The organism is Bradyrhizobium sp. UFLA06-06 (assembly GCF_054820065.1).
On sequence record NZ_JADFUD010000060.1, the window covers coordinates 12784 to 38554 of the forward strand.

The 25771-nt window shown below is 64.5% G+C and carries 20 protein-coding genes; 5 read left to right on the forward strand and 15 right to left on the reverse strand.

Translation table 11 applies throughout. The annotated features are described in order from the left end of the window. The first annotated feature begins 198 nt into the window (after positions 1–198). A complete protein-coding gene (locus IF803_RS33900; RefSeq protein WP_461195118.1) occupies positions 199–4698 on the forward strand; it encodes a DUF5801 repeats-in-toxin domain-containing protein in 4500 nt (1499 codons plus the stop codon). Positions 4699–4785: 87 nt separating this feature from the next. Here the strand turns inward: IF803_RS33900 and IF803_RS33905 are convergent, their stop codons facing one another. Beyond that, on the reverse strand, positions 4786–6555 hold the full coding sequence (locus IF803_RS33905) for an alkaline phosphatase family protein (protein WP_461195120.1): 1770 nt from the start codon (positions 6553–6555) through the stop codon (positions 4786–4788). Between the two features lie 306 nt (positions 6556–6861). Here IF803_RS33905 and IF803_RS33910 point away from each other — a divergent pair, with 306 nt between their 5' ends. Beyond that, a complete protein-coding gene (locus IF803_RS33910) occupies positions 6862–8286 on the forward strand; it encodes a cytochrome c peroxidase (RefSeq protein WP_461195121.1) in 1425 nt (474 codons plus the stop codon). A gap of 12 nt (positions 8287–8298) precedes the next feature. Here the strand turns inward: IF803_RS33910 and IF803_RS33915 are convergent, their stop codons facing one another. From IF803_RS33915 to IF803_RS33930, 4 genes are all read right to left on the reverse strand, one after another. After that, a complete protein-coding gene (locus tag IF803_RS33915; RefSeq protein WP_461195123.1) occupies positions 8299–8985 on the reverse strand; it encodes a hypothetical protein in 687 nt (228 codons plus the stop codon). A 118-nt stretch (positions 8986–9103) separates the two neighbouring features. Then, positions 9104–11155 (reverse strand): alkaline phosphatase family protein, encoded by a 2052-nt coding sequence (locus tag IF803_RS33920; RefSeq protein ID WP_461195148.1) that lies wholly within the window; start codon positions 11153–11155, stop codon positions 9104–9106. Positions 11156–11396: 241 nt separating this feature from the next. After that, positions 11397–12773, reverse strand: coding sequence for a cytochrome c peroxidase (locus tag IF803_RS33925; protein ID WP_461195124.1), 1377 nt, complete (start codon positions 12771–12773; stop codon positions 11397–11399). Next, a complete protein-coding gene (locus tag IF803_RS33930) occupies positions 12770–13555 on the reverse strand; it encodes an EfeM/EfeO family lipoprotein (RefSeq protein ID WP_057017731.1) in 786 nt (261 codons plus the stop codon). The genes IF803_RS33925 and IF803_RS33930 overlap by 4 nt, the downstream gene beginning before the upstream one ends. 242 nt (positions 13556–13797) lie before the next feature. Between IF803_RS33930 and IF803_RS33935 the strand changes: the two genes are divergently transcribed. Then, the gene (locus IF803_RS33935) at positions 13798–14289 is read left to right on the forward strand and encodes a prepilin peptidase (protein ID WP_461195125.1); all 492 of its coding nucleotides are present in this window, start codon (positions 13798–13800) and stop codon (positions 14287–14289) included. Positions 14290–14309: 20 nt separating this feature from the next. On the opposite strand, the gene IF803_RS33940 is transcribed toward IF803_RS33935, so the two are convergent. Genes IF803_RS33940 through IF803_RS33985 form a run of 10 tightly spaced genes read right to left on the reverse strand, consistent with a single transcriptional unit; the run spans position 14310 to position 22499 of the window. After that, on the reverse strand, positions 14310–14957 hold the full coding sequence (locus IF803_RS33940; RefSeq protein ID WP_461195126.1) for a hypothetical protein: 648 nt from the start codon (positions 14955–14957) through the stop codon (positions 14310–14312). Next, the gene (gene gspM, locus IF803_RS33945) at positions 14954–15517 is read right to left on the reverse strand and encodes a type II secretion system protein GspM (protein ID WP_461195127.1); all 564 of its coding nucleotides are present in this window, start codon (positions 15515–15517) and stop codon (positions 14954–14956) included. Before gspM ends, IF803_RS33940 begins: the two co-directional genes overlap by 4 nt. Then, positions 15514–16590 (reverse strand): PilN domain-containing protein, encoded by a 1077-nt coding sequence (locus tag IF803_RS33950; protein ID WP_461195128.1) that lies wholly within the window; start codon positions 16588–16590, stop codon positions 15514–15516. Before IF803_RS33950 ends, gspM begins: the two co-directional genes overlap by 4 nt. Further along, positions 16587–17501, reverse strand: a complete 915-nt coding sequence (locus IF803_RS33955) for a type II secretion system minor pseudopilin (protein ID WP_461195129.1) — start codon at positions 17499–17501, stop codon at positions 16587–16589. Before IF803_RS33955 ends, IF803_RS33950 begins: the two co-directional genes overlap by 4 nt. Next, positions 17501–18208 carry a PulJ/GspJ family protein gene (locus IF803_RS33960; protein WP_461195131.1) on the reverse strand — a complete coding sequence of 236 codons (708 nt, stop codon included), beginning with the start codon at positions 18206–18208 and terminating at the stop codon, positions 17501–17503. The genes IF803_RS33955 and IF803_RS33960 overlap by 1 nt, the downstream gene beginning before the upstream one ends. Then, positions 18205–18618, reverse strand: coding sequence for a prepilin-type N-terminal cleavage/methylation domain-containing protein (locus IF803_RS33965; protein ID WP_461195132.1), 414 nt, complete (start codon positions 18616–18618; stop codon positions 18205–18207). The genes IF803_RS33960 and IF803_RS33965 overlap by 4 nt, the downstream gene beginning before the upstream one ends. Then, positions 18593–19057, reverse strand: coding sequence for a type II secretion system protein (locus tag IF803_RS33970; protein ID WP_038386656.1), 465 nt, complete (start codon positions 19055–19057; stop codon positions 18593–18595). The genes IF803_RS33965 and IF803_RS33970 overlap by 26 nt, the downstream gene beginning before the upstream one ends. A gap of 15 nt (positions 19058–19072) precedes the next feature. Further along, positions 19073–19588 (reverse strand): type II secretion system major pseudopilin GspG, encoded by a 516-nt coding sequence (gspG, locus tag IF803_RS33975; RefSeq protein WP_461195134.1) that lies wholly within the window; start codon positions 19586–19588, stop codon positions 19073–19075. A gap of 17 nt (positions 19589–19605) precedes the next feature. Beyond that, positions 19606–20817 carry a type II secretion system F family protein gene (locus tag IF803_RS33980; protein WP_461195136.1) on the reverse strand — a complete coding sequence of 404 codons (1212 nt, stop codon included), beginning with the start codon at positions 20815–20817 and terminating at the stop codon, positions 19606–19608. Between the two features lie 5 nt (positions 20818–20822). After that, positions 20823–22499, reverse strand: coding sequence for a GspE/PulE family protein (locus IF803_RS33985; RefSeq protein WP_461195138.1), 1677 nt, complete (start codon positions 22497–22499; stop codon positions 20823–20825). 336 nt (positions 22500–22835) lie between these two features. On the opposite strand from IF803_RS33985, the gene gspD reads away from it, so the two are divergent. Both gspD and IF803_RS33995 read left to right on the forward strand, forming a co-directional pair. Further along, entirely contained in the window at positions 22836–25217 is a 2382-nt protein-coding gene (gene gspD, locus IF803_RS33990; RefSeq protein WP_461195139.1) for a type II secretion system secretin GspD, read from the forward strand. A 76-nt stretch (positions 25218–25293) separates the two neighbouring features. Continuing rightward, on the forward strand, positions 25294–25767 hold the full coding sequence (locus tag IF803_RS33995) for a tetratricopeptide repeat protein (protein WP_461195141.1): 474 nt from the start codon (positions 25294–25296) through the stop codon (positions 25765–25767). Positions 25768–25771 lie beyond the last annotated feature (4 nt).

Genomic DNA, 25771 nt, shown 5'->3' on the forward strand with positions numbered 1-25771 from the left:
TTCGATTTTTACTGCCGAATTTTGGTTTCAATCAGGACGTTTCAGCGGACAAGCCTATGGCTGACGGCGCGGGGTTTTTCGCCGCGTGGCCGAACCAAGCCAAAATAAAAAGACTGCGGCACCACCTCCCGCTCGAACTGCCCAACAGGCAAAAAGCCAATGTCAGTTGCGTCCGGCGTAGAGTTCGGGGACGCGTGCATGGCCGTTTTGGGCCAGCCGCCCCGCGTGGTTGGCACTGTTTGGACGACGATCGGCTGCGGCACGATCGCGCGTGCCCGCGGCGTACCGATTGAAATCGTAGCTGGCGATCCCGTTCGCCAGGGTGACGTCATCGAGGTCGGAGCCGGCGGGCGGATCGAAATCCGCCTGGTCGATGGCAGGGTGCTCAATTTGCCGGCCGGCACCCGGCTGGAGTTGGGCGACATCGCGCAGGATCCCGGCGGGGACTTGCGGCCGGGCCCGTTCGCAAAAGCCAGAAGCCTCTTCCGCCTCATCGGCAGCCGGCTGGCAGGGTCTGGCGTCCTGACCGCGGACACACCGGTCGGCACCATTCGGGCCAGCGGCCTCGGCATGCTGTCATTGGCCGCCCTGACCTTCTCACTGCTGGAGGACGCCCGGGCCGCGGAGCCGAATGTCACCTTCCTGGACGACGACAACATCAAATACAAGGACCTCCACCACGGCGTGTTCGAGCTCGTGACCAAGGAGGCGATCCCCCGTCATATCATCGTCGAGGATCCTGAAGAGACGATCACTCTGAGCAGAAGAGGATCTTCCGTCGGCGTAAGCCATGCCACGAATTCCCCTGCGCACATGGAGGAATTACGGGAGGCCCAACAGGAGACGCTTGCCTATTTCGAGAAGGGACCGGCATCGAAAGGGTCCGGCATGCCCGCTCTCGAAGGGGGCCAGCTGCTGCTGCCGATCAATTTTATTCAGCAGTCCCCGCTGTCGCCGGTGCAAGATACGCTCGGGCCGCTGCCGGTGGCGATCTTCGCGAAAAATGATCTCTTCAAGCTGCCGCCGGCTCCGCCGAAGCTGAATCTCGGATCGGGGCCGACTGAAATCGATACGGTGATATTTGACGACTTTAATGCGGCGAGCGGGACCTTTTCCGCGACCAGCATCAAGGGCGGCGCACTGAAATTCGGCATCAGCGGAGGCGCCACGGGCAATACGGTGCTGGGACAGGCGACATACGACGTGTCGAGCGTCGGTACATTTGGCACGCTCTATCTCAACAGCGCCACCGGAAACTACACCTTCGTTCCGAACAATGCCGCAATCAACGCGCTGAAGGCCAACGCGACCCAGAGCTTCGTGATCACGGTCTCGGACGGCTCGCTCTCGGCCAGCGAGAGCTTCGACATCAGCATCCTCGGCGCCGATGACGCCTCCATCATTTCCGGCACCAAGGCCGGCTCGGTGGTGGGTGCGGTCGGCGTCAGTCATGCCTCGCCCGGCCTGCTCATCGCAAAGGGCACGCTCACCGATACCGATGTCGACGATCCCGCCAATACCTTCACCGCCGTGAACGCGCCGACGACAAGCGTTGGTGGCTACGGCTCATTCACGCTGACAACGGCCGGCGTGTGGACCTATACGCTCGACAACGCCAACAGCTCTGTGCAAGCCCTCCATGTCGGTGACACGCTGACCGACAGCTTCACGGTGACCACGATAGGCGGCACCCCGCAGACGGTGACACTCGTCATCCACGGCCCGTTGATCGGGGTCGGAACGGCGCCATCGCTGACATTGAGCGAGACTCATCTGACAGCGACGACGCTGGACGACAACATCGCCGGCTCGGCACCGGACGCCGCGTTGACGACGACCTCAGGCGAGTTCTCGGCGGCATTCGTCACCGCACCGGGTCTGACAGTCAGCTACGCACTGACGATCACCGGCGGCAACGGCACGGCGTCAGGGCTGATCGACTCGCATACCGGTCTCGCTGACCTGCTGATTCTGAACGGCAACACCATCGAAGGCCATGTCGGCACAGCAAGCGGAGCGCTCGCGTTCACCATTACGGTTGACCCGGCCACGGGCCGCGTGACCTTCGTCGAGCACCGCGCGGTCGAACAATCGTCGGGTACCAGCCCTGACAGCGGCGAAGGGATCGCGCTGGGGACCGGCCTCGTCAACCTGATCGCGACGGTCACGGAGAGCGACGGCCAATACCAGGATCTCAGCATCGATCTCGGCAAGCAGCTGACAATCACGGACGATGGCCCGCGCATCGAGGCGGCGGGCACGGCTCCATCGCTGACGCTGAGTGAGACGCATCTGACGGCAACGACGCTGGACGACCACATCGCGGGCTCGGCGCCGGACGCGGCGTTGACGACGACTTCCGCCGATTTCTCGACGGCGTTCACTTCGGTGCAAGGCGCCGATGGCGCGACCATCCACTACGCGCTGACGATCACCGGCGGCAACGGCACGGCGTCGGGGCTGATCGATTCGCATACCGGCCTCGCTGACCTGCTGGTTCTGAACGGCAACACGATCGAAGGCCGCGTCGGCGCGACCAACGGCACGCTGGCATTCACCATCACGCTTGATCCGGCCACGGGACGCGTGACCTTCACCGACTACCGGCCGGTGGAGCAGCCGCTCGGCACCAGCCCGGACAGCGGCGAAGCCGTATCGCTGGCCGCGGGCATCGTGGGCCTGAATGCCACGATCACGGACAAGGACGGCGACTTCCAGAGCGCCAGCCTCGACCTCGGCAGCAGGCTAAGCATCAGCGACGATGGCCCCTGCATCCGGGCCAATTGCACCGCTCCGTCGTTGACGCTGAGCGAGACGCACCTGACGGCAACGGCGCTGGACGACCACATCGCGGGCTCGGCGCCGGACGCCGCGCTGACGAAAATTTCCGCCGATTTCTCGACGGCGTTCACCTCGCTCCAGGGCGCCGATGGCGCGACGACTCACTACGCACTGACGATCAACGGAGGTGACTGCACCCCATCCGGTCTGATCGATTCGCATACCGGCTGCTCCGACGTGCTGGTTCTGAACGGCAACACCATCGAAGGCCATGTCGGCACAGCGAGCGGGGCGCTGGCATTCACCATCGCGGTTGATCCGGCGACGGGATGCGTCACCTTCACCGAATATCGCGCGGTGACGCATCCGTCCTGCGACAACCCTGACAGTGGCGAAGCCGTGTCGCTGACCGCCGGCGTCGTCAGCCTGGTTGCCACCATCACGGACAAGGACGGCGACTTCCAGAGCGCGTGCATCGACCTCGGCAAGCAACTGACGATCACGGACGATCACCCGAGCATTTGCGGCTTCCCGGAGACCTTCGTTGCCGCTCAGGACCATCAGACTGCGACAGGCACCTACGATATCAATTTCGGCGCGGATGGCGATGCCGCGATGTTCGTTGCCATCCACAACGGTCCAGTCGGCTGCACGGGATATGATCTGGCCACGTCGTGCCTGGGCAACGGCATTACCGCGGTGCACGTCACCGGACATGGCGATGATTACAACTTCTACTATACGACCCATGAGGTGGGCGGCGGCGTCGAACTCGACGCGTATCTTACCGATTGCGGCGGCAGGCTGGACGATCCGTATTTCAAGTTGCTGATCGATCCGGATGGAGCCTTCTGCTTTGATCTCGAGCACGCCGGGCCGTCGAAAGACATCACCGTCAACGGCTCCGATTTTGATGCCCCGATCTGCGGCACGCCGTCATTGACTGCTCCGGACGGACAACTGGTGATTACCGGGTCCGACTGCGCCGGCCATCCGCTCGATGTCAAGGCATCGGACTGCGGTATTGCGGTCGGCGACAGCGGACTGCAAATGGACCCGTCCGAGCAGTTGAATCTCGCGTTCACCGAGAAACAATCGCAGGTCAGCTTCAATCTCACGCAATGGCAGGGCTACGGCACCGCCGGTGTGATCTTCAAGGTTCTTGATGGCAGCGCCGACGTTCACGACTTCTGCATCGATGTTCCCAGGCCGCTCTGCGGCAGCGCCAGCTTCGTGGTCCAGGAGACATCGGATGCTTCGCTGATCGATACCTACTCCTTTGATGCCACGACGACGACATACACGCTTTACGTTGACAGCTCGTTCAGCCAAGTCCAGGTCGATTACGATCGGGTGGAAGCCGGGTGTCCCACCTTCGCGGTCAACAACATCAGCTATACTGAAAAGACGAGCATCAACGCGGATCTCCTGTTCGATGTGACAGCGGTCGATGCCGACGGCGATTCGGCCACGACCAACCTTCAGGTCGATATTCAGTGTCACACGGCGGGGATGGACGCCTTCATATTCGCCGCCAGCCCGGACAGCCCCGCGCCGCCGGTCGGCGCCAGCGCTCCAGCGCCCGATGTTAGTCCGATATCAACGAGTAGCCACGAGGACGCGGCGTTGTCTCAGGCCATGCTGCCCTTCGTAGACAGCGGAACGACCGGGCAGTCCTTTCATTTCACGGAGGAGCTTCCGAGTCTTGAACAGCAGGGAGCTGTGTCTCCTCCACAATTCGATCAAAGCCCCACGTGGTTCGGTCACGACGATTCCGCCGGATTCCAGCTGGCACAAGGAGTTGCAGTTGGTGGAACGCCGGCAATGGGGCCGGCTATCCCGGCGCAAACAGATTTCTTCCCGGACCATACGCCGGACACCGTCGTGACCCATCCGCTACACGATCTGATCGTGTAGCGATCCCTTCATGTAGCAATCCCTTAGGCGCGTGGCCGGCACTCCGGCCCGCGTCGGGCGTTGACGCGGGCCAGAACCGCTTCTCGTTTAATGCCAGCCCTCGCCGGCCTTCAGCGCCGCCGAGAGGCTGCGCACCGGGCGCGTCACCAGCGGGTCGAGGTCGAAGCGCTTTTCGAGCATCTTGAGGATCGACGTGGTGTCGAAGTCCTCATGCGCGACGCCCGACTTGTTGAAGCGCTTGGCGATCAGGAGCGCCGGAATCCGGGTACCCGGGCCCCACTGGTCCGCAGCCTTGGCTTCGGCACCATGGCGGTTGAACGGCGGCGGCGGAACGTGATCCCACTGCCCGCCGAACTCGTCATAGGTGATGACGATCAGCGTGTCCTTGCCATCCGGCCCCTCGACAATCGCCTTGACCAGATCGACGAGATGCTGGCTGCCTTCGGACTCGCTGGTGTAGCCCGGATGCTCGTTCTCCTCGCCGATCGGCTTGATGAAGCTGAGCTGCTTCAGCCGGCCGGTCTTGGCCGCCTGGATGAACTCAGCCTCGTCCTTCAGGTGATCCTTGCGGGCCTGCGTTCCGGGCGCGTAGTTGGCGAAGTAGTTGAACGCCTGATGGTGGTACTGGAAATCCACGTCCGGGCAGTTCGGGAACACCGCCGTGGAAACATGGTTCGGATCGTTGCAGGTCGTGCCGTTGCCGTTGGTCCAGCCCGACGCGCCGACGTCGCCGTTGGCGTTCGACCAGCCGCCCGAATACCAGGCCCAATCGACGTGCTTTGCCGACAGCCGATCGCCGATGTTCGGCGTGTGCAGCGGCGGCAGGCGCTTGATGTCGGCGGTGCCCGGCGAATAGGGCTGATAGAACGGCTGCGTGGTGTTGATCGCGTAGTCGCCGCAGGCGAGGCCCGCCGGCAGGCCGGCCTGATTGCACTTCGCCGTCAGCTGCGCATCCTTCACGGTCGAGAGCGGCGTGTAGAGCGGCGTGCTGGTCGGCATGCCGTTGGCATCGACGATCGAGTGGAAGTCGTTGGCGCTGCCGTCATTCAGGGCACCGACGAACTGCGGCGCCGCGGCGGCGACCAGGAACTGGTGGTTGAGGAACGAACCGCCGAACGCGCCCTGGAAGAAGCTGTCGGCGATGATGTAGTTCGGCGCGCCGCGGCCGTGGAGATAGGTGTAGATGGGCAGCTTCTTGGTGTCGTAATAGCCCATCACCAGACCGGCCGCATCACTGCCGGTCATGTAGCGGTTCTGCCGGCCGCCGTTGAGCTGATACTGCTCGCTGTAGAAGCGGTGCACGATGTCCGCGGTGCAGCCGCCGGGGGCGCCGGTGCCGTTGAGGAAACCGTGAGCCGCGAAAGCGCCAAGCGGCTTCGGGCAGGTGGTGGCCGAGGTCGGGATGAATTCGTTGATCTCGAACGGCTTGTTCTTGAACGCGCTCAGGATCGCGACCGTGCCCGTATTGTCGGTGCAGCTTGTCGGCTGCGGCGACGGAGAGGTCAGGTTGACGTCGTTCTGCAGCAGGCAAGAATAGACGGTCTGATTGTCCTGCCGAACCTGCAGGGTGTGCGCCGAATCGGCATCGGATGTGCCGTTGATCCGGTCGCGGCCGACATCGCCCCAGTGGCCGTAGAGGTTATCGAAGCTGTGGTTCTCCTGATAGATGACGACGATGTGCTTGTACTGGCGCACGCCTTCATGACCGCGATCACGCAGATCACGCAGCTCGTCCCTGATCTCGTGCTTGAGCTCATCAACGATCTTTTCGACCAAATTCTCTGCGTTTGCTACCGGCGAGATGGCAACGGCGCCAGCAACAACCGCGAGCGCCGGAATGGCTCCCCAAAGCCGCATAGTGCTCTCCTGATTTAGAAAGAAATAGAAATGGAGCTACACGCTATGCAAAACACATTTCGCTGGGATGACTGTTTTTCGACGCGCGCACAAACGCGCGGAATGATGCTCGCGCACCAACAGACTTTCATGCTGTCAAACGCAGACTCCGTTGCAGTTCGCTGATCGAGCGTCATCAAACCGCAATCAAAATTCGTCTATCCAGTCAGATGGTCATTGATCCTGCCGACAGGAAACTGTCACCTCCGCGACATCTTCCGACGCACGGCAGCGCATATGCATTTGTGACAGGGGCGTTTTCGCGCAATGGCTTGGGATATTCTGGCGTCCGGCTCCGGAAAACATCGTGCAGCTGCCGATCGCGTTAGACCGTCACGCGTCGCGTGGCTGGCGCTCGTCGTTGCGCTGCTTCCGTTGCGCGTGACGGCGTTCCCGCTCGGCGGCGACCAGACCGTGCTGCCGGCCGGCACCGAATTTTCCGAGGAGGCGCTGGCGCGGCCCCGCGAACTCTTTCATTCCGAAGCCGTCGGTGGGCGAAAGTCCTATTTGGTCAATCTCGGCGATCTCGCGTTCAACTCGCCTTCCATCCTGGGCGGCAAGGCGCGTCAGGCCGAGATGAGCTGCGGCACCTGTCACGTCAACGGCGCATCGAACCCGAAACTGTTCGTTCCGGGCGCATCCTCCCGCCCCGGCACCTTCGATGCGACCAGCCTCATCTTCAACGCGAAGGCGTTCAACAGCATCCTCGATCCGGTCAGGATTCCGAGCCTGCGCGGCGCCCGCTTCCTCGCCCCCTACGGACATGACGGGCGCATCACCTCGCTGCGCGACTTCGTCTATAATGTCATCGTCAATGAGTTTTCCGGTCCGAAGCCGCGCGACGAGGTTCTCGACGGCCTCGTCGCCTATATCAACGATATCGATTTCCTCCCCAATCCAAAGATTGCGCCCGGCGGCAGGCTTGCCGCGCAGGCGAGCCTGGCCGAGCGCCGCGGCGAGGCGCTGTTCTTCAAGCCGTTCCCGAAGCAGGCCGAGCTGAGCTGCGCCGGCTGTCATGTCCCGGGTGGAACTTTCAACGACCAGATGCGCCACGACGTCGGATCCGGTGGACTGGTCAAGACTCCCACTTTGCTGAACGCCAACTTCAACGCCCCGTATTTCCACGACGGCCGCTACGACAGCTATGAACAGGTGGTCGATCATTTCGATCGCGTTTTCGACCTCGAACTGTCGACGCAGGACGCCCAGGACCTTGTCGCCTATCTGAATGCGGTCGGCGACGGCGAACGCCCGTTCGACAAGGACGGCGTTATGCTCCGGATGAAAGAGGTGCTCGAGCTCTCGAGCGTTCTCGAGGTCGCGATCCCGGCTGCCGATACCGCGGTGGTGTCACTGGCCGTGACCGGGGTCGGGGCCGAACTGCGCGAACTGACCGAGCGCATCCCGGACATCAGGAAAACCGCGATCGGTGGCAAGGACGAGCGGCTGGCGGCGCGCGCGATCCTGAAGGACCTCGTTCTCACCCTGCGCCGCATCGATCTCGACGTCGCCGCCGGCCGTATCGACGATGCGATGGCCGAGTATCGCAACTTTGCGCAGCTGGTGCACTTCGACGTACCCGTCGCCCTGAAAAAGGCCGAGCCCTGGTCGCTGTTCAACAGCAACGTGCATCAGTCGCACTACACCGCGCTCGGCCGGATCCTGCCGGTAACAAGCCAGCAGTCGCAGTAACGGGCGGCGGGCTCACTCCGAAGCCGGCGGCTCAACCCATACGTCGCTCTGCTGGATCCGACGGATCAGCGCTTGCGGGTCGAACTTGCGCAAGCCTGCGGGAATTTCAAACATTTGCGCCGCCAGCGGCTCGTTGCGGATGTGATCGGCAGCGATCACCGTCCCATCCGCGGTCTTGATCCGTACCGGAAATCTGCGCGCGCGGTCGATCCAGCCGACAAAGCTCAAACCGGACGGCGCGGCGATTCCAAAGACGTCGGTATTCTGCCCCGCGATGGTTTCCTCTCCGTCGCGCTGGCAGTGCCACGTCGCGAGGTCGATCGGCGCGGACAGCTGCGCCATCGCCAGCCATTGCCGGCAGGGATCATCCGGATCGACCGGAATGAACATTTGGGTGAGCGGGCTAGATTGCCGCGCGTCCATGTAAACCCGCGCCGCCGGACGGACGAAATAGGCCGCGGGCTTGCCCGTATCGATCAGGAAGAAGCCGTCGGGCAGCGCGCTTGTCTCGATCCGTGCTTTTCCGCCGGAGACCCGCAAGGCTCCCATGGGCGCTGCCGTATCGTCCTTGTTCGCGACGAGGTCGGCGGAAAACTGCTGTGCCATGGCCGGGATCGCCGCGCCGGCCAGGATGGTGACGGCAAGCAGCCCGGCCGCGACGCTGCTGCTGATCGAGCACGTCTTCTCGTTGCGTTTCATCGCATGTCTCCGGTCGATCAAATGGTGGGGACAGAACATGACGGCGCCGACCGAACCATTGGTTCGATCGGCGCCGCCCTCGGATGGTGTCAAGACCTCGCCGTGGGCGAGAGCTTGATCACTCGGTGTAGGACAACGTGACCGGCTTGCTGAAGTCGAACGCGTCGAACATATCAGACAATGCCGGGCTGTTGGTCGGAACGTACTCGTTGTTCTTCGAGTAGCTCGGGTTCGGCAGGTTGTCGCGGCTGCGGTTCGTGAGCGGCTGGAGAGCCCAGTTGCGTTCGATGAACTTCAGCAGCGAAACGTGGTCGGCGTAGTTGTGGTTGACCTTGCCGCCCGTCGAATAGGGCGAAAGGATCAGGGTCGGAATGCGCGGTCCGTCGCCGAAGAAGTCGATGGACTGCTGGTAGCCGGAGTCCCAATAGCCGCCGGCCTCGTCCCAGGTGATGAAGACCGCGGTTTCAGCCTTCAGCTCCGGGTTGTTGTCCAGCGAGTTGAGCACGTTCAGGACATAGGCCTCGAACAGGTCAACCTTCGAACTCTGCGGATGACCGTCGAGCAGGCCATCCGGCTTGCCGAACGACACCGCGGGCAGCGTGTTGTTCTGGATCGCCGTGATCAGATCGGCAGTGTCCTTCATGTGGGCCTGACGCACGGCCGGGTTGGCCATGATCGAGGTCGCATACTGGAACGGATTGCAGATCTGGCAGTAGGCAACACCGAGCGCGTGCGCCGGATCGGCGACCGCAGCGGCGCTGAGGTTGGGGTTCGACGGGTTGGCGGCAACCGCGGCGTTGGAAAGCGCCACGGCGTCGTTGAACGCGCCGCCATAGAACGCCCAGGAGATGTTCTTCTCCATGAGCGCATCGCCGATCGTGCGAACCGACGACGGCGGCACGTTGTTGCCACCCGACAGCGCGCCGTTCGGCAGATAGCCCGGGTTGACGTTGTTGAGCATGTAGTAGTGGTTGGGCTTGCAGTTCGGCTCCGCCGCGTATGGCAGATTGTTGAGGTAGGTGACGATCGGCTTGACGCCGGGCTGGAACACGTCTGAGCAATTGCTCCAATTGCCATCGACGGTGTAGCGGTTAACCGAACCCGCGACCGGATTCGGATTGGCGATCAGGTTGGCCGGCGGCGTCACCGGATTGCCCTTGCCGTCGCTCCAGAAGGCCGCGTCGCCGGTACCGAGCATGAAATGGTTCGCGCCGGTGCCGCCATGGAACGACTGGTGGAAGTTGTCGCTCAGGGTGAAGCGATCGGCGAGCATCTTCAGGACCGGAGCCTGACCCTGCTGGGCGTTGTAGTAGCCCATCGAGTTGGCCATGCTCTTGTTGGACGCCGAATAGGTCGCCATCACGAACGGGAACAAATCGTTCAGGCAGCCCGAATTGTTCTTCTTGGTGGCGTTGGCGGCGCTGCAATCTTCCTGCTGCCAATCCTGGTAGAAGCGGTGCGTCGAATCGCCGGTGTAGTCGTCGTCGCTGATCTGCTCTCCCTGCAACTGGAACGGTCCGTTCAGACCGCCGGCGCCGGGAATGCGGGTATCCAGCACACCGGTCGGCAGGCCGCTGAAGCCGGTGGTGAGGATATCGAGATCGGCCGGGTCCATGTCCTTCTCGACGCTGGCTTCGGCGATCGTCTTGAACGGAGCGCCGGTGTCGCTCTGCGCGGTCGGCGTGCCGGCCGTGTTCGGCTGCGGCATCGGGTTGGTCGCGTTGTAGGGCGACTTCCCGATCGTCGGTGCACCGATATAGTACAAGGGCTGGCCCGCGACCGAGGACTGCTGCGCCTGCGCAAAGTTCGGTCCCGGCGTTCCATCCTCGTTGACGATGCCCTTCGACAACAGGTTGGAGATGGTCTGCCCCTTGCCCTTCGGCTTATAGATACCGAAGGTGTGATCGAGGCCGCGGTTCTCACCGATCAGGATGATGACGTGCTTGATCGGCGACGCGGTCTTCACGCCGTGATCGCCGTCACCATGATGGCCATGGTTCTCATGATTCGCACGATCGCCCTCTTCGTGCGCCTGATGATTGTGATGCGGACGCTTGTCCCAATCACTGCGGCCGCCCGGATAGTGAGCGGCATATGCGGCTGTTGCGACGAGCACCGTTGACGCGATGCAGAGCGCGGTGCTGGTTCGCCAGTGCTTTTTGTAATTCAAACTCATTGTCGACCTCAGGGTGTTTGCGGTTAGCAACACACACTGCTTAGTGCGACAATATGACGCATGGTTTTCGCTTCCGTGAAAACGCGCGAGAAATTTCGAAACGTTCAAATATTTTCTGTGGAGACATCTGCTGCTGCGCTGCAACTCCACGATTCAACTATGCAATCTGGGATAGAAAATTGATCGAGCATCCGCGTCACGCCGCAGATCGCAAAATCACCGCGTTGCAAGGCAATCAGTGCGAAAGGTGCTTGGAGCGCATCACCTGGCGAAGCGCAGCATAATGTTGGTCATGCACGTCTTGATTGAATAGCGACCATGGCTCGGCGCTGGCCAACAGCGCAGGCACCGCAGCAGCCATCAGATTGCGATAATTCCTGAACTCGGTTGTGGCATCCGCGTTGCGCCCTGCCGCAACCGCCATCTCGATTCGCCGCAGCGTGAGCACGAGCTCCTTGAGGCCGTTGCGCGCAAGAACGCGCTGCTGCTCGCCGCCCGAGACGCTGGTGTTCTTGCGATCGGGATATTGCTCGGTCAACTCGCGCAACTCGCGGCCGATCGTATCGACCGCCAGCGCGACGATGTCCTTGTCACCGGCAGGAATCGCGGTCGCGAGCACCGTCGAGAAATCGTTGATCTCTTTCAGCGTTGCACCGGCACCGTCGCGCTCATAGGGCTGCGCCCCATCGCCGATCGCCGTGAGATAGGCAACGAGGTCGCCCTTGTCTTGCGCCGAGAGGTCGAGCTGAAAAGTCCGGTCGAAATAGTCGACAACCTGGTTGTAGTTGTCGAAGCGGCCGTCGTGAAAATACGGCGCGTTGAAGTCGGCGTTGCGCAGCGTCGGCGTCTTGAACAGGCCGCCGGAACCGACGTCGTGCTGCTGGTGATCGAGGAAGCCGGAGGACGGAACGTGGCATCCCGCGCAGCTCAATGATGGATCGTGCGGGAACGGCTTCGCGAACAGCGCTTCGCCGCGGCGCTCCGCGTCGGTGATCTTGCCGGCCAGCCGTCCGGCGGGACCAAGGCTCGGATTGGGCAGGAAGTCGATGTCGTGAATATAGGCAACGATCGCATCGAGCGTTGCCGGCGACGGCTCGGGACCTGCGAACTCGTTGGTGATGACGTTGTGGACGAAGTCGCGCAGCGAGGCGAAGCGGCCGTCGGCGCCATAGGGCGCAAGATAACGGGCGCCGCGCAGGCTCGGGATCCGCACGGGATCGAACGCCAGATTGTTGGCCTTCGGATTGAACAGCGGACCGGTGGTGTCGAACGTGCCGGGCCGGCTCGACATCTTCGGCATGAAGAATTTGGCGTTGTTCGCGCCATTGACGTGGCAGGTGCCGCAGCTCACGCCGGCCTGCCGCGCCACGTCACCGAGCAGCCCCGGCGAATTGAACGCGAGATCGCCGAGATTCACCAGATAGGACTTGGCTCCGGTCCGCTCGGATTGGAACACCTCGCGCGGCTTGTCGAGCGCATCCTCGTTCAGCTCGGTCGCAACAGGCAGCACGGTCTTGTCACCGTCGACCGGAAACGCCACCGCACGCCCAAGCAGTGCCAGGGCGATGACACCGGAGAGCAGCGCAGCCAGACGCAGGTGAAGCGATCTCATCGCGCCTGGGCCTCCAGGGTCGGCCGCTGCAGCCCGAGCTTTGCCGAGGCGCTCTGCAGCGCAACGACCAGTTCCTCGCTGGTCTGGCGCAGATCGGCAATGTTGACATGCGGCAGGTCGGGCGTGGCGACGATCGCTTCGAGCTGCTCGATCCGGTTGGTCACCATCTCGTCGAGCTTGCCGTCGACCGTGTTGAGCGCGGCCGAGAAGATCGTGTGGTAGGCGAAGTCGATGCCGGCGATGTTGTTGCGCATGTCGTCCAGCGAGGTGCCACTGATGCGCGACTCGCCGCCATCGGCCTTGCTCTCTCCGACTTCGTAGGCGAGCCGCACCGTGCCATCCAGGAGGCCCTGCGGCGTCAGCTTGATATCCTTGAGCTTGCCGTGGAGATCATTCAGATGCTCGACAAGGCCGGTCGCATCGGTGGCAACATCGGTGCTGGCAGCTCCGAACAGTTTCGCCTCGATGGCGTGGAACCCACTGTCGGCGTTCGGCCAGGCGTCGATCTGCGCATCGAGCTCGGGCACGAAGCCTGCGGTGAACACCTCCGAGCGCTCCCAGCCGGCGCGCGCCGACAGCCAGGCCTTCTTCGCTCCAGGCAAATCCGCCGCCGCGGCGCGCTCGCGCAGCGCACGCGCGCCTGTCAGCGCACTGGCGACACCCTCGATCAAATATGGCCGGTAGCGCTCGGCGCCCTCCTCGAGAGCGCCGGCATTCGCGGCGCGCACGCCTGCGAACGCTGCCAGCAAAGCAAGGCACGCCGCCACTTGCATCTTGTGCATAGTCAACCCATTCGTCTGCCACGAAGGGCTCGCGGCATGTAGCGGGGCGAACTATTGTCGGTATCCTATGCGGATTTGTGACAGCGCGGACTTTTTGTCGCATCTTTTCTGCTTCGCCAGCGTCGGTGACGATCACAATCTCGCAAACTCGTTCGCGCTGCTGTAGACCGATTGAAATTGAACTGTTCAACGCGCGTGAGTTGTTGCAGCACAACGCCCGCACCTGTCACTTGTCCGTCGTCATGCAGATTGATCGCGAAGCTCTTTATCTTATCGGATCTTACGGCGCGCTTTGCATACTCTGCTGCGCCGTCGCGCTGATCGATCTTCGCCACGGCATCATTCCCAATTGGCTGAACCTTGCGATCGCGGCGCTCGGTCTCGCAAACGTCGTCGTCACCGAAGGCACGATGGCCGCCTTCACCGCCATGGCGATCGCGGTCCTGGTCGGCGTCCTGTTCCTGCTATTGCAGCGTGTTTACTTCGCCTTGCGGCAAGTCGACGGATTGGGGCTTGGCGACGTCAAGTTTCTTGCCGCTGCGGCGATCTGGGTCGGCGCGACAGGCATTCCGACCCTACTGCTGATCGCGGCACTCGCGGCGCTCGGGGTTGCCGGCGGTCTGCAACTCGCCGGTCACGAGATGAAGCGCCAGACCTCGATTCCGTTCGGCCCGTTTCTGGCGCTCGGGCTTCTCGTGACGCCTGCCCTTCAGAGCTGGCTTGCGCTGAACTAGCGCCACGGCCGGATACGCAGTCACATCTGGCGCCGCGCGGCCAAAGGCTTCCTCTCCGTGCTGACCGGAACGAGGCGGACATCGCCGCTCTCGTCGCCGCCGGGCTGAGGCAATGTGAGCACGGCCCCCTGATCGTCCTTCTGCATCGTGACCTCGCGGCCGTTGATGGACCGCAGCTTCCATCCCTGGAAGTCGTCGCCGATCTTCAGCCGCAGCGCCGTCTTGTTCGACTGATCGAGAAAGATCCCGAAGCTTTCGTCATCTCCCGCGATCGTGCCGACCAGCGACAGCGGCGGTGGCTCGATCGCGACCTTGCGCGGCGGCGCCGGCGCTGGCTTGCTGACCTCCGGTTCCGCAACGACGGCAGGCGGCGGCCGCCGCGACGGCGAGAAAACCGGCCGGTCGCGCGTGTTGGACAGCGTCTTGAGCGGGATGCCCCACAACGGATTTGCGCTGAGCGGCCGCGGCGTCGGTGCCGGCGACGGGGCCACCCGGACCGACGTTGCCGGTTCGGATGGTGGCGGTGAACTCAGCACCGGTCCGCCGAGACGGGCGTCGTCGAGCATCCCGGCGTCCAATGCATCGCCGGATGGGGCAGGCACCGCAGCCGGCGCCGAATAGGCCGACACCGCCAACAGCACGATTGTCGCCGCGAAGCGTCGCATCATTTGGCTCCTCGCCATTGTCCGGAGACGCCGAGCAGCACGCGCAGCTTGCCGGGATCGGCGCCCTTGGCGGCCTCGTCGGCGACGGGTTGCACGACCAGCTGGTCGATGAACAGGAACGGCATGCCGGCTTCCAGATCGTAGAGCACCTGCTGCAATTGCGCCTGCTCGATCTCGTTGCTCGCGACCATGCTGATAAAGCCGGCCTTGGCCGGCGCGTTCGGAACATCGAGCTGCGTCGACAGCACATTGCCGCCGGCCTTGATCACCGCCCCCGACACGCGTTGCAGCAAGGTCGCGCCGGCCACCGTGACGGTCGCCCCCTCGAGATAGGCCGAGCCGGTCGGCATCGCGGGTTGACCGGGCGCGGTATTCGCCCTGGATCGCCCCTCCAGTTGTTCCAGCATTCCGGCCGCTGCCGCAACATCGCTGCGCAGGCTGATGATGTCCGAGAGCGATGAGATAACGACAAAGAGCAGCAGCACGAACAGGCCGAGATAGCTCGCGGTCGCGACCATTGGCGAGGTGCTGACAGCCGTCAGCGATCGGGATGCTGCGCTCATGAGCCGGACCCAAAATAGGCTGAGATGTTGGCCTCGACGTGGAACCGCTCGGCCGATTCATTCGCCGCGCGCGTCGTCGGCGCGAAGAACGTCGCGCGGTTGAATTGCGGCGACTGCTCCAACAGGCGGATCAGGGACGGCGCATCCTGGGTCAGTCCCACCACCTGCACCTTGTTGCCCTCGATGCGGAGCTCCGTCACATAGGTCGTATCGGGCAGCACACGCGAGACCGCTTCCAGAACCATGACGCTCGACGGCGTCGTCTGCTTGCGCTTGGCCAGCAGGCCAAGCCCGGACGAGTCGCCATTGGCATCGAGACGCAGCGCAGCGCGGCGCTGCGCGATCCGGTGTTGCAGGTCGTCCTGCTCCGATTGCAGCCACCCGCCGAGATAGATGTTCAGCAGCAGCGAGACTGCGGCCGCGGCCGCCGTCGAGACCAGGCCGACGCGCAAGAGGCGCGGAACCGAAGGCCCGGCAAGGCCGCGCAGCGACTTGTCGAGCAGCGTCACCTGCTGCGCGGCGCCGTCGCCGCCGACCGCCGGTGCCGAGACCGCGACGGAGGCGGCGCCGAGCATCCGCGCCATCCGGATCAACGGATCGACCTTCGTCGCCGCGGTCGCGCCGAACGCGACTTCAATGCGGTCATTGGCGATCGGCTGCGGCGAACTCCAGCCAAACACAGCATCGGCGGCGCTCCATGGTGTCAGCCGGTCGACCTGCGCGCGGATCATGCCGTCGAGGAAGTCGCTTGCCTGGCTCGGGAAATCGAGCACGCGGCTGACGATCTGATCCGATCGCAAACGCACCTCGATGCGGCTGCCGTCGAATGCGGTCTTCCAGTCGGCTGGCAGCGGAGGCTGCGGCGCGTCGTGATCGAGCCGGAACGAAACCGGCATCGAAGGCGAGCCGTCCTTCGAGACCGCGAGGCGGGCGGTGAACGTGCCGTCGTCGTTCTCGACGAGCTCGATGCTGCGCCGGCGCACGAACCTGCCGGCGACGCCGTCGACGGCGGTCGCGACCGCGCCGATCCATTGCTCGAACCATTGCCGTGCCTCGGCAAGCATTGCCATCATCCTCTCCTGCGCAGCAGAACCGGGTTTCGCGGCTCGACATCGTTTTGCCAGGACAACACCCGATAAGGCTCGACCTTGTCGCCGAGTGCGATCACCGCCTCGGATGTGGTGCGGTGACCATTGCGGAAGCGGATCGAGATTGCGATCCGGTAGCACGGGCTCTGCGCCGTCGATGCCGCGCTTTGCTGGTTTGGGGCCTGCGTCCCGGCAGCGCTCCCGTTAGGCGAAGCCGGGCGTGCCCCGAAGCCGTCCTGGTCCTTCCCCGATGCCTTATCGACGGCGAGAGCGACTTCCGGCGCGGCGATGGTCGGATCAACATCCGGGCCGCCGTTGAACACCGTCACGAACGGCAACACGCGATCGACAAACGCTTCGGGAATGCCGGCGACCAGCGCCAGCTCGTTGACATGGGTGAACAGCCCCTGCCGCGGCGAATAGCCAAGCGCGTTGTAGCGCGCCGCCTCCACATTCTCGCTGCCTGGCGCGGGCCGGGTTCGCCAACCAACGATCCGGTCGGCGTATTCGCTGGCGGCGTCCTTCCGGGCGCCGAGCACGACGAACAGGCCAATCAGCATCTCCTTCGATGCGTAGTTCAGATCCAGGCGGCCGGCCTCCGATGTGAAGGTGACACCGACGCTGGCATCGTCCAGCCCGAACTGAAACGCCCCGTACTGCGGCCTCGTCTTGTCGTCCGTCAGCGTCAGCTGATAGGCGGTGAGCTCGAGCCCGGCCGACACCAGCGCCTCGGTCTGCAGCGACAGGTCGCTGGCCGCCAGCGCGCGCGCCGACGCGGCCAGATAGGCCGAGAAGATGATCGCCAGCGACGACAGCGCCAGCAGGATCCAGAGCACGGCAACGATGACGAAGCCGCGATTGGCCGGCGATCGGCCGATTTTGCCGGACGCGCGCATCACGTCTTCCCCTGATCGGTGGCACTGCCGGAATTCTGCTTGTCGCCGCAATTGCCGTCCGGCTTGGTGCAGTCGCTCGGAATCTGGACATGGACCGGCGCGATAGTCGACACTGACAGGACGCGCTGGCTCGCCGCGTCGCGCACGGTCAGCCGGATCATCGCCGGCAGCCGGTCGGCGTCCTTCCAAGCGCTCTTCCATGCCCGGTCAGCGCCGGCATAGGCGAAGGACAGCCGATAGGGCGCGCGCAGCAGCACGACCGGGCTGCCGAGATGGACCTGCTCCGACAGCGACACCCCGTCGGCCAGCGGCGTGAAGCGCGTCTGCGTGCGAACCGTGACGAACTCGCGGCGATCCCTGACCTCGCCAAGGCGCACCACGTCGAGCCCCGGCCCGGCATTCGGCCCCGCCGACGTGCGCACGAACATCACGGACAGTTCCGATCCGTCGAACAGCGGCTTGTGGCTGTCGCGGTTGGCGGCAACGAATTCCGCGGCAGCAAGATCGGCGCCGATCCGCTCCAGCGCGATCCCGATCAATTCGCTGCGCTGGATCCGGTCGAGGCCCCTGTTCCAGCTCGGCAGCCATTGCGCCGTGATGCTGGCGAGCGCCGACAGCAACAGCCCCATCAGCGCCAGCGCGACAATGGTCTCGATCAGCGTGAAGCCGCGCTCGCCCGTTCGCCGGTCTGCCCATGGCCGGGTCATTCCGACGACCTCGGCATCAGGCGCACGGTGCGAATGTCGGACAGCGCGCCGCCCGGGGATTTGACGCGGATCCGCACCAGCTCCGGAGCCCAGGGCACGTTGTTACCCTCGGGCACCTTCCAGTCGCCGCCGAGCGGACTGACATCGATCGTCCAGCGATAGCCCTCCGCCTGCCCCGTCGAGGTGCCCGACTGCAATTCCGCGCGGCGCGGAATGCCGACCGTCATCAAGGTGCGCACCGCCTGCATCAGCGCCACGTGCTGCTCCAGCGCCCGCACGCCGCGCGTCTTGACGCCCATGACGGCGCCGATCGCAACGATCGAGACAGCCACCAGCGCCAGCGCCACCAGCACCTCGATGATGGTGAACCCCGCATCAGCGCGGTTAGTTGGCGGCGACGTCGCGAGCAACGATTTCTACCCTTCCGGTAAGCCAGTTGACGCGGACCTCATATCCCGCATCGAGCCGCGTCAGCGCGATGGAGCCGCCGCAGGAACCGCCATTGGCGAAGAAGCGGATGGTCGACAGTGCGGCGCGGCGCTGACAGCTCTGCGGCAGCACGGCATCGAACCGCACGTCCTCGGGGATCCGCACCGTCATGCGCGACGCGCCGGAGTGGATCACGCGGCTCGGCGCATCGACCAGCGTCGCAACGCTGGTGCTGCGCTCGATCGCGGCATTCCGATCGGCCTTCAGCAGCGTCGCGGTTTGCAAGGCATAGGCCTGCAGGCGCGATCGCGAGGTCTGGTGCGGAATGAACGGAAGCAACACGGCCGCCAGCAGCGCGATGATGGCGAGCACGCACACCATCTCGAGCAGGGTGAAACCGCGCTGCGTCGCGTCATTCATGCTTGCCATGCATCCTTACTGGTCGTTGTTGGCCGCGGTGGTCTTCTCGAGCGAGATGTCGGCGGAGGTGCCGCTGCCGCCCTCCTGGCCATCGGAGCCGTAGGAGACGATGTCGTACGGCCCGTGTTCGCCCGGCGACCGATAGAGATAAGCGTGGTTCCAGGGATCGTTCGGGACGTTGCCGCCCTTCAGATACGGGCCGTTCCAGGCCGCGACGCCCGGCGTACGCCGGACCAGCGCGGCAAGCCCCTCCGCCGTCGACGGGAAGCGTCCGGCGTCGAGATAGAACAGGTCGAGCGCGCTGGAGAAGCTCTGCAGCTGAATGCGCGCGGTCTTGACCTTGGATTCGCTGAGATAGTTGAGCACGCGCGGGCCGATCAGCCCCATGATCAGACCTATGATCGCGATCACCACCAGCATCTCGACCAGCGTGAAGCCCTCCTGCCCCGAACGCCTCTGGCTTTGCGACGGTGTGCGAGCGCGTCCCGCCCGCGTGGCGAATGCCTTTATGATGGTGTTGCGCGATATCATGGCCGATGACCCCTGCTCTAACCGACAAGCTGCGTGACCGAGAGCAGCGCCGTCATGACCGACACGATCAACCCACCCACGACGGTGCTGATCGTGATGATCGCCAGCGGACCGACGATGCCGACGACGCGGTCCAGGCTGCGCTGCAATTTTGCTTCGTAGAATTCCGCGACCCGCCCGGCCAGCACCGGCAGCTGCCCGGTCTCTTCACCGAGCCGCAGCATGCGGACCGCCATCGGCGGCAGGCTGTCCGCCACGGCGAGTGCTTCCGATAATTTGCCGCCGTGACGGACGCGGTCGGCGGCGGCGGTCCAGTTCGCCTCGCTTCCGGTCACTGACATGATGTCGACCAGGATACGCAACGCCGCCGTGAGGTTGACGCCGCTGCCGAGCAGGACGCCGAGATTGCGGCAGAACAGGCTCGCGCGATAGAACTGGAAGGCGCTGCTGATGCCCGGCACGCGCGAGATGGCGTTGACCAGCGCGGCGCGCACGCCCGCCTGCCGTAGCAGCGACCATGCGAGCGCAATCGTCGCCGCACTGATCAGGCTTGCCGCGGTGGCGTTGGCGCGCAGGAAATCCGACACCGCGATGAAGCTGGCGAGTGCCGTGTCCGACTTGCCGCCGAAATCGCCGAGCACGGTCGAGAATTGCGGCAGCACGAACAGCAGGAAGAACAGCATCACGCCCGATGCCGCGACCAGCACGAAGGCCGGATACTGCATGGCGTCGGTCAGCTTGCGCCGCATCTGTTCGGACCGCGCGCGCTCGGTCCCCAGCATCTCCAGCACCGAATCGAGCGTGCCGGAGATTTCTCCCACCCGGACCAGGGCGATGTACATCGGCTGGAACAGGGTTGGATGATCGGCGACCGCGTCGGCAAAGCTCTCGCCGGTGAGGAGGGCGGCGCGGATTTTCGCCACCACGGGACGCATCCGGCCGACATCGGCGTCGCCGGACAAAAGCTCCAAGGCATCGTCGAGCCGCGCACCGGCCTTGAGCAGCAGCGCGAGATCGCGTGTGAATGTGGTGACCTCGGCGGCGCTCGGTCCGCCGAACAGGCTGCGGCCGCCGGCGGCGCCGGATGCGCGCTTGTCCTCGGTGGTTTCGATCGGCAGCAGCTTGAGATATTCGATCCGCCGCGCCACCTCGGCCGCGGTCGGGGCGGAGATCGTGCCGTTCACGATCTCGCCGGCCTGGGTCAGAGCGCGATAGCGATAATTCGGCACGGCGTTCACCGCACCGTTGCGACGCGGAGGATCTCGGCGGGCGAGGTCAATCCGGCGCGGCATTTCGCGACCCCGTCGTCGAGCATCGTGGTCATGCCCGCCCGGATCGCCATCGTATCGATCTTCAGCCCGTCGGTTCGCTCCCCGATCAGTTCGCGCAGTTCATTGGACAGTTCGAGCAGTTCGAACACGCCGAGGCGGCCGCGATAGCCGGTCCCGCCGCAGCGCTCGCAGCCGCATGGCTCCTGAATGATCTCGCCGGCCTTGAAGCCGAGCGCGGCGAGCCGGGGATCCTCGGCGAAATCGGCTGTTGCCAGCGGCCGCGCCGTCTTGCAGCGCTCGCAGAGTTGCCGGACCAGACGCTGTGCGATCACGCCGCGCAGCACCGAACGCAGCAGATAGCCTTCGACGCCGAGGTCGAGCAAGCGCGGCACCGCGGCAGCCGCGGTCTCGGTGTGCAGCGTGGTCAGCACCAGATGCCCGGTCAGCGCCGCATGCACCGCGACATGCGCGGTCTCGGAGTCGCGGATTTCGCCGACCATGATCACGTCAGGGTCCTGGCGAACGAACGACCGCAGCGCGGTGGCGAAGGTCAGGCCGATCGCGGGCTTGATCTGGGACTGGTTGACGCCGGGGAGCTCGTATTCGACCGGATCCTCGATGGTCAGGATCTTGCGGCTGGGCTCATTGAGGATCGACAGGATCGTCGCCAGCGTCGTGGTCTTGCCGCTGCCGGTCGGTCCCGTGATCACAACCATGCCGTGCGGCAGCTTCAAGAGCCGCCGCAGCTTGGCTTCGTCAGGTTCGGAGAACCCGAGCTTTTCGACCACCAGCAGGCCGCGATCCTTGGGCAGGATACGGATGACGCAGGATTCGCCGTGTTGCGTCGGCATGATCGCGACGCGGATATCGATGTCGGTGCGACCGGCCCGCAGCCGCGCCGCGCCGTCCTGCGGCAGGCGGCGCTCGGCGATATTGAGATTGGCGATGATCTTGATGCGCGAGACCACCGCCTGTGGCAGCACCCCCGACAGCGCGGCGACCGGCCGGAGCAGGCCGTCGATCCGCAAGCGCACCATCAGGCCGGCGGAAAACGGCTCGATATGGATGTCGCTGGCGCGAAGCTCGACCGCCTTCTCGATGAGATCGTTGACTGCGCGCACCACCGGCGCGCCACTGGCGAGATCGCGCAGGCTCTCGATGTCGTCTTCGCGGGGCAGCGCCGCCGCGCTATCGGCGGCCTCGGCCTCCTCGGCGCTGGAAGAGTTGTTCAGCGCGATGGCGACGTCCTCCGACGAAGCCACTTTCACATCGATATCAGCGCCGAGCACGATCTGTGCGGCCCGCAGCGTCGCCTGATCGGTCGGATCGACGACCGCGAGCACCGTGGTCCCGTCGGCCGCCCGGCACGGATAGACCATGGTCTCGCGCAGGAAGCGCGGCGAGAACGACCCGACCAGCGGCTCGGCCGAGGTCATGTCCTGGAGCGTCAGGCGGGGAAGCGCAAAGAAGCGCGCGGCTTCGTCGGCGAATTCGGCCGGGGAGAGGCTGGTGACCTCCCACAGCTTCAATTGCCTGACGTCGGCGCCCTGCCCGGTCCGCTCAGCCGGCCCCTCGATCGGCGCCAGGTGATTGTTCTGACGCAGATAATCCACGAACCGAACGGACAGGTCGTTGGCCATTCTCGATATCCCGCCACACTATCCCGGATCAGTTCGTGCCAAGTGCCGCTGCGTGCCGTCGTGTTCGGCTCCCGGCAATTGTGCGGTTATCGATCCGAAGTGTGACAGCTGTGCGAAGTCACATCATTCGTCCCGCTCAAGAAACTTTGAGGGTGGCATCGCGGACACAAGCAGCGCGCCGGCTGCACTATTTAGGTGCGATGCGATGGGCAGGTCGCGAACGACAATCATGTAACCAATTTATTTCTGTCATGTTCGATCGCTAAGAGTCCCTCCGGGGTAGGACCGATCGTCGCAAGCAATCGAAATTTCAGTTAGTCAAAGCGAAGGGCCTTCATGCAACGCGTAGGCACAGTGGGCCGCTGCCCGACGATCCGTGGCGGCCTCGCAGCCATTTTTGCCTTGACGTCACTGGGGTTGTTGGCGTCCTGCAATTCCGCGACGGTCGGCGAGAGCGTGGACGCATCCCAACTCGACGTCACCGACAAGGTGCGCTCGCTGGATCTGGCGCAGCGCCAGCCGCAACCGGTGAACGCACAGGCGGCGACGGGCGGCAGCCAGAGCGGCAGCGTCCGCGCGGCGATGTATGACGGAAGCGAAGTCACGGCCGTCGCCGACGCGCGGCCGCAGCCGACATCCAACGGCAATGGCTTCGATCTGAATTTCGAGAGCACGCCGGTGGCGACCGTCGCCAAGGTCGTGCTCGGCGACATCCTGCATGTCGGCTACACCATCGACCCGCGGGTGCAGGGCACGGTCAGCCTGGTCTCGGTCCGCCCGGTGCCGAAATCCGACATGGTCTTCGTGCTTGAAAACGCACTCCGCCTGAGCGGCGTCGTGCTGCTCAAGGATACGGCAGGCTATCGCCTGACGCCGCTCGGCGACGCCGTCGGCGGCGGCCGCGTCGATGCCGCGGCGGCCAATCCGGAGCCCGGATTCGGCATCTCGGTGGTCCCTCTGCAATATGTGTCGGCGCAGACCCTCATGAAGCTGACCGACAGCTTCGCCACCAGGGCGGGCGCGATCCGCGCCGACACGACGCGCAATCTGCTGCTGATCCAGGGCACCGGCGCCGAGCGCCGCACCGCGGTCGATACCGTGCTCAGCTTCGACGTCGACTGGATGCGCGGCCAATCCGTCGGCATCTTCCCGATCTCGAGCGGCTCGCCCGCACCTGTCATTGCCGAGCTGGAGAAGATCGTCGATTCCGGCGAGAACGGCCTCAGCCAGAACGTCATCAAGTTCATGCCGATCGCGCGCCTGAACGCGATCCTGGTGGTGACCAAGAAGCCCGACATGCTGCACACGGCCGCGACCTGGATCAAGCGCCTCGACCGCAACGACACGGCGCGCACCTCGGTCCATGTCTACCGCGTCAAATACGGCGATGCGCGCCAGATCGCGCGGGTCCTGACCGACATGTTCCTTGGCGGATCGTCCGGCAACCTGCTCGACAGTGCCGACAGCCAGCTCGCGCCCGGCTCCGGCACCTCGTCGACCTCGAGCGTCGCCGACCGTCTGTCGCTCAACAACAATAACGGCGCGAATTCAGGCATGAGCGGCTTCGCGTCCCGCGGCACGTCGGGGACAGGCGCAACAGGCCTGGGCCAGGGATTCGGCGCCGGCGGGCAAGCGAACAATCCCAACAATCCGGGCCAGGGCAACAATGCCGCGCTGGATGCCGGACGCGGCGCCGGCGGCGGCAACGGCCAGCCCGTCATGCAGGACGTCCGGATCACGCCCGATACCGTGAACAACAACCTCCTGATCTATGCCGACCAGGCCAACTACCGCATCATCGAGGCAACGCTGCTGCAGATCGACGAGCCGCAACTCCAGGTCGCGATCGACGCGACGATCGTCGAGGTCACGCTCAACAACACCCTGTCCTATGGCGTGCAGACCTATCTCACCAGCCAGAATCTCGGCCTGAAGCCGAACACCGGCTCGATCCTCGGCACCCAGGCCACTTCCGCGCCCGCGACCACCACGGACGCGACCACCGGCGCGGTCTCGGTCGCGGGATCGCTCACCAATGCCTTCATCAACCAGAGCTTCCCGGGCTTCAACTTCCTGATCGGAAATGCAACGCAGCCGAGCCTGATCCTGGATGCGCTGCATGCCGTCACCAGCGTCAAGGTGCTCTCCAATCCCTCGCTGGTCGTGATCAACAACCAGGTCGCGACGCTGCAGGTCGGCGACGTCGTCCCGGTCTCGACCGGCAGCGCGACGGTGCTGACCACGAGCAACACGGTGGTCAACACCATCGACTATCGCAACACCGGCATCATCCTGAAGGTCTCGCCACGCGTCAGCGTGAACGGCACCGTGCGGCTCGATGTCGAGCAGGAGATCAGCAACGTTCCCCAAAGCAGCGGCAGCACGGTCAACCTGACGCCGACGGTGTCGGAACGGCGGGTCAAGAGCCAGATCTCGGTCGCCAACGGTCAGACCGTGCTGCTGGCCGGCCTGATCAGCGAGCAGCAGAGCGGCGCCCGCAATGCGCTTCCCGTGCTCGACCAGATCCCCGGCCTCGGCGATGCCTTCGGGCATCAGAGCAACGGCACCCAGCGTACCGAGCTGATCATCTTCATCCGCCCGCAGATCATCCGCAACGGTTCCGACGCCCAGACCGTGGCCGAGGAGCTTCGATCGAAATTGCGCGGCAGCATCGCCACGACATCGACCAATGCACCGATCACCACCAGCTATCACTGAGCCGGGCAGCAGGATGCGCCGCGTTCTCGCACAACGGACGGGCCTCTCGGCTTCGCTCGCGATCGTGGTTTGGGCGATGACCGCCTCTGTCGCGAGCGCCGACAGCGTGGCGCGCGGATCGGCCGCCTTTCATCGCGGCGACTATGTCCGGGCGGCTCGGGAGCTCGCGCCGGCCGCCGAGCGCGGCAATGCACGCGCGCTCGGCATGCTCGGCTTCTTGTATGAGCATGGCTTCGGCGTGCCGCAGGCCTACGCAGCCGCCGCCGACTGCTACTATCGCGGCGCCGTGCAGGGCGACCCGTTCGCGCAAGCCCAGCTCGGCCTGATGTACGACAAGGGTCACGGCGTTCCGACAGATTTCGTGCTGGCCTACAAATGGCTCAATCTGGCCGCGGCCCGCTCGAACGGGCGGCAGCGCGATGCCTATCTCCGGTTCCGCGATGCGGTCGCATCCAAGCTCTCGACCTATGAGATCATTGCCGGTCAGCGGTTCGCACTGGAATGGGCCCCCGATCGGCCAGCGTCGGACGTGCACCTGACCGTCAAGTAATCGC

Coding starts and splice junctions, on each gene's coding strand:
- IF803_RS33900 (WP_461195118.1), top strand. CDS start 199: ATGGCCGTTTTGGGCCAGCCGCCCCGCGTGGTTGGCACTGTTTGGACG.
- IF803_RS33905 (WP_461195120.1), bottom strand. CDS start 6,555: ATGCGGCTTTGGGGAGCCATTCCGGCGCTCGCGGTTGTTGCTGGCGCC.
- IF803_RS33910 (WP_461195121.1), top strand. CDS start 6,862: ATGGCTTGGGATATTCTGGCGTCCGGCTCCGGAAAACATCGTGCAGCT.
- IF803_RS33915 (WP_461195123.1), bottom strand. CDS start 8,985: ATGAAACGCAACGAGAAGACGTGCTCGATCAGCAGCAGCGTCGCGGCC.
- IF803_RS33925 (WP_461195124.1), bottom strand. CDS start 12,773: ATGAGATCGCTTCACCTGCGTCTGGCTGCGCTGCTCTCCGGTGTCATC.
- IF803_RS33930 (WP_057017731.1), bottom strand. CDS start 13,555: ATGCACAAGATGCAAGTGGCGGCGTGCCTTGCTTTGCTGGCAGCGTTC.
- IF803_RS33935 (WP_461195125.1), top strand. CDS start 13,798: ATGCAGATTGATCGCGAAGCTCTTTATCTTATCGGATCTTACGGCGCG.
- IF803_RS33940 (WP_461195126.1), bottom strand. CDS start 14,957: ATGATGCGACGCTTCGCGGCGACAATCGTGCTGTTGGCGGTGTCGGCC.
- gspM (WP_461195127.1), bottom strand. CDS start 15,517: ATGAGCGCAGCATCCCGATCGCTGACGGCTGTCAGCACCTCGCCAATG.
- IF803_RS33950 (WP_461195128.1), bottom strand. CDS start 16,590: ATGATGGCAATGCTTGCCGAGGCACGGCAATGGTTCGAGCAATGGATC.
- IF803_RS33955 (WP_461195129.1), bottom strand. CDS start 17,501: ATGCGCGCGTCCGGCAAAATCGGCCGATCGCCGGCCAATCGCGGCTTC.
- IF803_RS33960 (WP_461195131.1), bottom strand. CDS start 18,208: ATGACCCGGCCATGGGCAGACCGGCGAACGGGCGAGCGCGGCTTCACG.
- IF803_RS33970 (WP_038386656.1), bottom strand. CDS start 19,057: ATGAATGACGCGACGCAGCGCGGTTTCACCCTGCTCGAGATGGTGTGC.
- gspG (WP_461195134.1), bottom strand. CDS start 19,588: ATGATATCGCGCAACACCATCATAAAGGCATTCGCCACGCGGGCGGGA.
- IF803_RS33985 (WP_461195138.1), bottom strand. CDS start 22,499: ATGGCCAACGACCTGTCCGTTCGGTTCGTGGATTATCTGCGTCAGAAC.
- gspD (WP_461195139.1), top strand. CDS start 22,836: ATGCAACGCGTAGGCACAGTGGGCCGCTGCCCGACGATCCGTGGCGGC.
- IF803_RS33995 (WP_461195141.1), top strand. CDS start 25,294: ATGACCGCCTCTGTCGCGAGCGCCGACAGCGTGGCGCGCGGATCGGCC.